Origin of the sequence: Kitasatospora sp. NPDC059160, assembly GCF_042755465.1 — a bacterium.
GTDB lineage: Bacteria > Actinomycetota > Actinomycetes > Streptomycetales > Streptomycetaceae > Kitasatospora.
Window position 1 is genome coordinate 77,777 of record NZ_JBHZCN010000033.1, and the last position, 7,586, is coordinate 85,362.

9 protein-coding genes are annotated in these 7,586 nt (G+C 74.5%); 7 read left to right on the forward strand and 2 right to left on the reverse strand.

From position 1 onward, the window contains the following. The first annotated feature begins 216 nt into the window (after nt 1-216). From paaA to paaE, 5 genes are read left to right on the forward strand one after another with little or no spacing between them, the layout of a single operon-like run. Nucleotides 217-1,260: a 1,2-phenylacetyl-CoA epoxidase subunit PaaA gene (gene paaA, locus ACFXOZ_RS16580; RefSeq protein ID WP_380591005.1), complete on the forward strand. Its 1,044-nt coding sequence runs from the start codon at nt 217-219 to the stop codon at nt 1,258-1,260. After that, entirely contained in the window at nt 1,257-1,562 is a 306-nt protein-coding gene (paaB, locus tag ACFXOZ_RS16585) for a 1,2-phenylacetyl-CoA epoxidase subunit PaaB (RefSeq protein ID WP_375890625.1), read from the forward strand. Before paaA ends, paaB begins: the two co-directional genes overlap by 4 nt. Beyond that, nucleotides 1,546-2,481, forward strand: coding sequence for a 1,2-phenylacetyl-CoA epoxidase subunit PaaC (gene paaC / locus ACFXOZ_RS16590; protein WP_380591008.1), 936 nt, complete (start codon nt 1,546-1,548; stop codon nt 2,479-2,481). Before paaB ends, paaC begins: the two co-directional genes overlap by 17 nt. Then, complete coding sequence (gene paaD, locus ACFXOZ_RS16595) at nt 2,475-3,017, forward strand: 1,2-phenylacetyl-CoA epoxidase subunit PaaD (protein ID WP_380591011.1); 543 nt, start codon at nt 2,475-2,477, stop codon at nt 3,015-3,017. The genes paaC and paaD overlap by 7 nt, the downstream gene beginning before the upstream one ends. After that, nucleotides 3,018-4,142, forward strand: coding sequence for a 1,2-phenylacetyl-CoA epoxidase subunit PaaE (gene paaE, locus ACFXOZ_RS16600; protein ID WP_375890619.1), 1,125 nt, complete (start codon nt 3,018-3,020; stop codon nt 4,140-4,142). Between the two features lie 9 nt (nt 4,143-4,151). Here the strand turns inward: paaE and ACFXOZ_RS16605 are convergent, their stop codons facing one another. Both ACFXOZ_RS16605 and ACFXOZ_RS16610 read right to left on the reverse strand, forming a co-directional pair. Continuing rightward, nucleotides 4,152-5,303, reverse strand: coding sequence for an NAD(P)-binding domain-containing protein (locus ACFXOZ_RS16605; RefSeq protein ID WP_380591014.1), 1,152 nt, complete (start codon nt 5,301-5,303; stop codon nt 4,152-4,154). 196 nt (nt 5,304-5,499) lie between these two features. Further along, complete coding sequence (locus ACFXOZ_RS16610; protein ID WP_375890615.1) at nt 5,500-5,871, reverse strand: YbjQ family protein; 372 nt, start codon at nt 5,869-5,871, stop codon at nt 5,500-5,502. Nucleotides 5,872-5,995: 124 nt separating this feature from the next. Between ACFXOZ_RS16610 and ACFXOZ_RS16615 the strand changes: the two genes are divergently transcribed. After that, complete coding sequence (locus ACFXOZ_RS16615; protein WP_380520961.1) at nt 5,996-6,925, forward strand: hypothetical protein; 930 nt, start codon at nt 5,996-5,998, stop codon at nt 6,923-6,925. A gap of 114 nt (nt 6,926-7,039) precedes the next feature. Continuing rightward, nucleotides 7,040-7,522: a hypothetical protein gene (locus ACFXOZ_RS16620; protein WP_380591017.1), complete on the forward strand. Its 483-nt coding sequence runs from the start codon at nt 7,040-7,042 to the stop codon at nt 7,520-7,522. Nucleotides 7,523-7,586: the final 64 nt, after the last annotated feature.

Consider the following 7,586-nt stretch of genomic DNA (forward strand, 5'->3'; position numbering starts at 1 on the left):
TTCTGTCAGCTGTTATCTGTTGTCTGTTTTCTGTTCGCCGCCCCTCGGCCTGCCCCTCGCTCCCTGCCCCTCGCGCCCGCCCATTCGTCGGCGTCCCTTGCCATCCCTCCGTCCCGCCGCGCAGAATGGTACCGACCGAACGGTCAGTCGGTTGGCTCCCCGCCGCCCAGGCCGGGAAGCCGGGAAGCCGGAGCAGGAACACGAGAGGGGACCGTGGTGACAACAGAGGTGGAAGAGGCGGTCCCCGCGCAGACGCCGGAGGACCGGTTCGACGCGGTGATCGCCGCCGAGCAGCGGATCGAGCCCCGGGACTGGATGCCCGACGCCTACCGGGCCACCCTGATCCGCCAGATCGCCCAGCACGCCCACTCCGAGATCATCGGCATGCAGCCCGAGGGCAACTGGCTCACCCGGGCCCCCTCGCTGCGCCGCAAGGCGATCCTGCTCGCCAAGGCCCAGGACGAGGCGGGCCACGGCCTCTACCTCTACGCCGCCGCCGAGACCCTCGGGGTCGACCGTGCCGAGCTCACCGAGAAGCTGATCAGCGGCCGCCAGAAGTACTCCTCGATCTTCAACTACCCCACCCTCACCTTCGCCGACGTCGGCGTGATCGGCTGGCTGGTGGACGGCGCCGCGATCTGCAACCAGGTCCCGCTCTGCCGCTGCAGCTACGGTCCGTACGCCCGCGCGATGGTGCGGGTCTGCAAGGAGGAGTCCTTCCACCAGCGCCAGGGCTACGAGCTCCTGATGACCCTGATGCGCGGTACCGAGGGCCAGCGCCGGATGGTCCAGGACGCGGTCGACCGCTGGTGGTGGCCGTCGCTGATGATGTTCGGCCCGCCGGACGCCGACTCGCCGAACACCGCCCGCTCGATGGCCTGGCGGATCAAGCGCCACACCAACGACGAGCTCCGGCAGCGCTTCGTCGACATGACCGTCCCGCAGGCCGAGCACCTGGGCGTCACCCTCCCCGACCCCGAGCTGCGCCGGAACGAGGAGCGCGGCGGCTGGGACTTCGGCGAGCCGGACTGGTCCGAGCTGACCAGGGTCATCCGTGGGCAGGGCCCGTGCAACGCCCAGCGGGTCGACCGCCGCCGGGCCGCGCACGAGGAGGGCGCCTGGGTGCGCGAGGCGGCCGTCGCCTACGCCGCCAAGCGCGCCGCCGACGCCGGACACGCCGCCGTCGCCGGACATGCCCCCGATGCCGGACACGCCGCGGCCGCCGAGCGGCCCACCCCCGAACAGGAGAACGAGAAGTGACCGAGTCCGAGGCAGGCCCCAAGGCCGGCTGGCCGCTGTACGAGGTGTTCGTGCGCCCCCGGCGCGGCCTGAACCACGTCCACGTCGGCTCGCTGCACGCCGCCGACGACCGGATGGCGCTGCTCGCCGCCCGCGACCTGTACACCCGCCGCAACGAGGGCGTCAGCCTCTGGGTCGTCCGCTCGGACGCGATCACCGCCTCCACCCCGGACGAGCGCGACCCGTTCTTCGAGCCCAGCGGCGACAAGGTCTACCGCCACCCGACCTTCTACGACATCCCCGAGGATGTCCCGCACATCTGACGGGGGAGCCACCGTGCACGACCACACCACGTCCGCCACCGAGGACGACCACGTCTACCTCAGCCTCGCCGGGGCCACCCCCGGCCCCGAGGGCGAGGGCCGCTGGGCGTACGGGACGGGCTTCACCGACCCGCTGCTCGGCGTGGACACCGCCCTGCCCGCCGGCCTGGCCGGTGCCGACCTCGCCGCCTACTGCCAGATGCTCGGCGACGACGCCCTGGTGCTCTCCCAGCGGCTGATCGAGTGGTGCACCCGGGCGCCCGAGCTGGAGGAGGAGGTCGCGCTCGCCAACCTGGGCCTGGACCTGCTCGGCCAGGCCCGGCTGCTGCTCACCCGGGCCGGCCAGGCGGACGGCTCCGGCCGCACCGAGGACGACCTGGCCTACTGGCGGGAGGACCACGAGTTCCGCAACGTCCGCCTGGTGGAGACCCCGAACGGCGACTTCGCGCACTCGATCGCCCGGCTGCTGCTGTTCGCCACCGCCCGCGGCGCGCTGTACGAGGCGCTGAGCGTCCACCCGGACCCGGTGCTGGCCGCGGTCGCGGCCCGGGGCGTCAAGGAGCTCGCGTACCACCGCGAGTACGCCACGGCCTGGACGCTGCGCCTCGGCGACGGCACGCCGTACTCGGCGGAGCGGATGCAGGCCGGGCTGGACGCCGTCTGGCCGCTGCTGGAGGAGCTGTTCACCGCGCACCCCGTGGAGCTGCGGGCCGGCGTCGACCCGGCCGGCCTGCGCGAACCGGTGCTGCGCGAGCTCGCCGCCGTCCTCGCCGAGGCCGGACTGACCGTGCCGGACCTCCCGCCGCTGGCCACCGTCCTGGGCCGGGCCGGCCGCGACGGGGTGCACACCGAGGCGCTCGGCCCGCTGCTCGCCGAGCTGCAGGTGGTGGCGCGCGCCCACCCGGGGGCGACGTGGTGACGGGCACCGCGGACACCGTCCGCGAGAGGGCCTGGTCGGTGGCCGCGGCCGTCCCGGACCCGGAGCTGCCCATGCTCACCCTGGCCGACCTGGGTGTGCTCGCCGGGGTCGAGGCGGACGACGGCAGCGGTACGGTGACGGCCTGGCTGACGCCGACCTACTCGGGCTGCCCGGCCGTCGCCGAGATGGCCGCCGACGTCGACCGCCGGCTGCGCTCCGCCGGGTACCCGGACGTCCGGGTGCGGCTGCGGCTGGACCCGCCGTGGTCCACCGACCTGATCACCGCCGAGGGCCGCCGCAAGCTCGCCGAGGCGGGCATCGCCCCGCCGCGCCCGACCTCGGCCCTCACGCCCCGCCCCGGGCCGGTCCCGCTCACCCTCGGCGCCACCCGCACGGGCGCCGCGGCCCCCGTGCCCTGCCCGCACTGCGGGGGCGCCGACACGGAGGAGCTGTCCCGCTTCGGCTCCACCGCCTGCAAGGCGCTCTGGCGCTGCCGCGCCTGCCGCGAGCCGTTCGAACGCGTCAAGGAGATCTGAATGCCCGCCGCGACCCCTGTGACGGACCCCGTCCGCCCGGCCCGTCGGCCGAGCTTCCACCGGCTGCGGATCGAGCGGGTGGAGCGGCTCTGCGAGGACGCCGTGGCGGTGACCTTCGCGGTGCCGGACGCCCTTGCGGACGAGTTCGCGTTCCGCCCCGGCCAGACCCTGACCCTGCGCAAGCTGGTGGACGGCACCGACGAGCGCCGCTCGTACTCGATCTGCGCGCCCGTCGGCGGCCCGCTGCGGATCGCCGTCCGCGAGGTGCCCGGCGGGCTGTTCTCGCGCTGGCTGGTGCGCGAGGCCCGGCCCGGCGAGGAGGTCGAGGTGCTGACCCCGTCCGGCCTGTTCTCCCCCGAACTCGGCGTCCCCGCCGATCACGTGCTGCTCGCGGCGGGTTCCGGCATCACCCCGATGCTGTCGATCGCCGCCTCCGTGCTGGCCGCCGACCGCCGTTCCACCGTCACCCTGCTCTACGGCAACCGGCGCAGCGACACCGTGATGTTCGCGGACGAGCTGGCCGACCTCAAGGACCGCTACCTCGGCCGGTTCCAGCTGGTCCACGTGCTCTCCCGGGAGACCAGGGACGCCGAACTGCTCAGCGGCCGGCTGGACCCGGAGCGGGTCCGGGCGCTGCTGGCGGCGCTGGTGGACGTCGACGCCGTCGGGCACTGGTGGCTGTGCGGGCCGTTCGGCATGGTCACCGGGGCGAAGGAACTGCTCGCCGACCTGGCCGTGCCCGGGGAGCGGGTGCACCAAGAACTGTTCCACGCCGAGGACGAGCCGCTCGCCGAGCGGGACGAGGACCTGGACGGCCCCGACGGCGCGGCCGGGGCCGAGGCCGGCGAGCGCAGCGAGGTCACCGTCGTCCTCGACGGCCGCGGCAGCACCCTCACCCTCCCGCGCGACCGCTCGATCCTGGACGGAGCCCAGCGCTCCCGCCCCGACCTGCCCTTCGCCTGCAAGGGCGGGGTGTGCGGCACCTGCCGGGCCCTGGTCACCGAGGGAGAGGTGGAGATGCGCCGCAACTTCGCGCTGGAGGAGAAGGAACTGGCGGCCGGCTACGTCCTCACCTGCCAGGCCCGGCCGGTCACCGACCGGGTCACCGTCGACTACGACCGCTGACCCGGGCCGTCAGGCGGGGACGGCGGCGGGGACGGGTACGGTCCCGCGCTCGGCCGCCCCAGCCGCCCCGGCCGCCCCGACCCGATCGTCCAGGCCGACCCGACCGGCCCGCCCGGTCGGGTCCCCGAGCAGCTCGACCAGGTCGTTGACGGCGGCGCGGCCCGCCCGGTTGGCGCCGATGGTGCTGGCGGACGGCCCGTAGCCGACCAGGTGGACGCGCGGGTCGGCGGTGGCGCGGGTGCCGGTGAGCGCGATGCCGCCGCCGGGGGAGCGCAGGCCGAGCGGGGCGAGGTGGCCGACCTCGGGGCGGAAACCGGTCGCCCAGACGATCGCGTCCACTGCCAACTCCTGGTCGCCCCAGGCGACTCCGTGCTCGGTGAGCCGGTCGAACATCGGGCGGCGGTGCAGCGCCCCCAGCTCCTCGGCGCGGCGGTAGGCGACGGACGGGCCGAGGCCGGTCACGCTCACCACGCTGCGCACCGGCAGGCCCTGGCGGACCCGCTCCTCGACCTTGGCGACCACCGCGCGCCCGTACTCGGGGGTGAACGGGCCCTCGTGGAAGACGGGTTCGGAACGGGTGACCCAGACCGTCTCGCCGACCGCGGCCACCTCGGACAGCACCTGGATCGCCGAGGCGCCGCCGCCCACCACCAGGACGCGCCGGCCCGCGAACTCCTCGGGGCCGCGGTACTCGGCGTAGTGCAGCTGACGGCCCGCGAAGTGGCCGGGGTAGTGGGGGAGGAACGGGCGGGTCCAGGTGCCGGTGGCGTTGATCAGCGCGCGGGTGGACCAGGTGCCGCGGTCGGTCTCGACCAGCAGCCGGGAGTCGGGGCGCTCGGACTCGGCGCGTACGGCGCGCACCGCGACCGGGCGCACGACCGGGAGCGCGTGCCGGGTCTCGTACGCCGTGAAGTACCCCGGCACGACCTCCCGCGCGCGGGCCTCCGGGTCGGGTGCCGGGAGCTCGGCGTCCGGGAGGTCGTGGAAGCCGTGCACGGTGGCCATCCGCAGGGACGGCGAGCGGTGGGCCCAGGCGCCGCCCGGGGCGGGGTTGGCGTCGAGCACGACGAAGCCGCCGTCGACTCCCGCCCGGTAGGGGGCGAAGCCGCGGCGGCCGAGGTGGTAGGCGGCGGACAGTCCGGCCTGTCCGGCACCCACCACCAGGACGTCCACGCGCCGTGCGCCGGCTTCGTCCGTTGGCCCTGCCGCCCCTGCCGCCCCTGTCGCCCCTGCTCCACCTGTTGCACCTGTTGCACCGTAAACAGTCACGCACGTGAAACATCGGGGTGGCGGTGGCTGTTCCCGCGCAGCGCGGGGGCGGCGTGGGGCGGCCAGGTCCGTGGTGAGGTGCTGGGCCTCAGCCGATCGGCGAGATCACCGCGGCGGTACCGTACGCGCAGACCTCGGTGCCGACGTCCGCCGCCTCCGTCACGTCGAAGCGCATCATCAGGACGGCGTTGCCGCCGCGCGCCTTGGTCTGCTCGATCAGCCGCTGCATCGCCTCGTTGCGGCTCTCGACCAGGGTCTTCGTCAGACCCCGCAGCTCGCCGCCGATCAGCGACTTGAGCCCGGCACCGATCTGGCTGCCGATGTGGCGGCTGCGCACGGTCAGCCCGAAGACCTCGCCGATCACGTGGTCGACCCGGAAGCCGGGGATGTCGTTGGTGGTCACGACCATGACGTCGGCGTTCGGGCCCTGCCCGCCGCCGTACTCGTTGATGTCAGCCATGGGGGCCATCCTGCCGGTGTCGTGCGTCCGGGTGACAGAGGCGCGGCCGGGCGGTGGCCGAGAAGCTCTCCGGAAGCTGGTACGGACCGGTGATCGGGCGGCCGAAAAGCCGTACCGTAGCCCCATGGGCGAGCGAAGCGATCATCCGCAGGGGCCGGGCGCGGCAGAGTACTCCGGCGCGCCGGAGATCGAGGCGACGGTGGTGCTGGGCCTGCGGATCAATGACTGGCCGGCGCTGCGCGCGGCCGCGATCAGGGCCGTCGAGGAGTTGGACTTCGACGGCGTCGACCCGGCCGGCCAGCGCCGTGAACTGCTGCGCGAGGTGGCCGAGGACGCCAACGCGGCGCTCGGCGCGCTGCTCCACCCGGACCGGCTGGTGGCCGCCATTCCCGGGGTCGAGGCGATCGGCGGCACGCTGGAGATCAGCGTCACCGAGGACTTCACCCCGGACTTCGCCGAACTGTTCCCGCTGGACGGCGAGGACGAGGAAGGCGGCGCGGGCGCCGACTGGACCCTCACCCCGCGCACCGCCTGCCTGCTGCACGCCCAGCTGCTCGGCCTGGCCGATGCCGCCTACGACGACCTCGACGAGCACGGGGACGACCCGGTGGTCGACGGCGAGGACGTCGACTGGACGGTCTTCGCCCGGCTGCCGCAGCGTACTTGGCGGCTCCACCGGAACTGGCGGCGCACCATGGCGCGGGCCTTCGACGACCTGGCCGACGACCTCGCGCTCGGCGAATGGCCGCTGCCGCGCTGCCTCGCCGATGAGATCGCGCTGCGGATGGCCCTGGTGGACGCCCGGACGCTGCTGGGCTCCCAGCCCGAGTCGGTGGCCGACATGATGGGCGACCTGCCCGCCGACCTGTACGACTACGACTGGGACGGCTGCCACGACGAACTGTTCGGCGTCTTCGGGCCGGACGACGGCGACCCGGAGCTCGGCGCGGAGCAGCGCACCGAACTGCTGCTGGCCGCGACGCACCCCGAGGGCTGGTTCCTGATGTACGAGGACGCCGAGGAGCGGGACCCGCAGCGCGGCTACCGGCGCTGAGCGGGCGGCCGGGCCTGTCCGGCGGACCTTGCCGGGCGGGATGCGTCGGACCGGCCCTAGGCTGCGGGCATGTCCGATGTGTCTGATGTGTCTGATGTGTTTGGGGTGTCCGGTGTGCGCGGTGCGTCCTCGGCGGAGTCGGGTCCGGACGAGTCGGCGCTCGGCCGGATCGCGCTCGGACTGGACGGCGTGCGGGCGGCGCAGCGCGGGCGGACCGCCGAGGCGCGGGCCAGCTTCGAGGCCCTCTGGGAGGAACTGGGCGAGCGGGACGTCTTCCACCGCTGCGTCCTGGCGCACTATCTGGCCGACCTCCAGGACGACCCCCGGGCCGAACTGGAGTGGGACCGGCGGGCCCTCGCGGCCGCCGACTCGCTGACCGCCGAGCGCGCCCGGACCTACGACTCCGCGCTCCAGGTACGGGCCTTCTATCCGTCGCTGCACCTCAACCTGGCCTCCGACCACCTCAAGCTCGGGGAGCCGGATCTCGCGCGCGAACAGCTGGAACGGGCGGTCCGGAGCCTGGACGCCCTGCCGGAGGACGCCTACAGCGCCGGGATCCGGGCGGCGGTGGACGAACTGCGGCAGCGGCTGCGCTGAATCCGGCCGGCCCGCCCCCGGCGACGTTCCCGACCCCGAGGACCGCGACGCGCGGCCGCAGTAC

What these genes read in the sequence shown, in the direction of transcription:
- paaC (WP_380591008.1), top strand. Translation starts at nt 1,546, where the DNA reads ATGTCCCGCACATCTGACGGGGGAGCCACCGTGCACGACCACACCACG.
- paaE (WP_375890619.1), top strand. Translation starts at nt 3,018, where the DNA reads ATGCCCGCCGCGACCCCTGTGACGGACCCCGTCCGCCCGGCCCGTCGG.
- ACFXOZ_RS16610 (WP_375890615.1), bottom strand. Translation starts at nt 5,871, where the DNA reads ATGGCTGACATCAACGAGTACGGCGGCGGGCAGGGCCCGAACGCCGAC.
- ACFXOZ_RS16615 (WP_380520961.1), top strand. Translation starts at nt 5,996, where the DNA reads ATGGGCGAGCGAAGCGATCATCCGCAGGGGCCGGGCGCGGCAGAGTAC.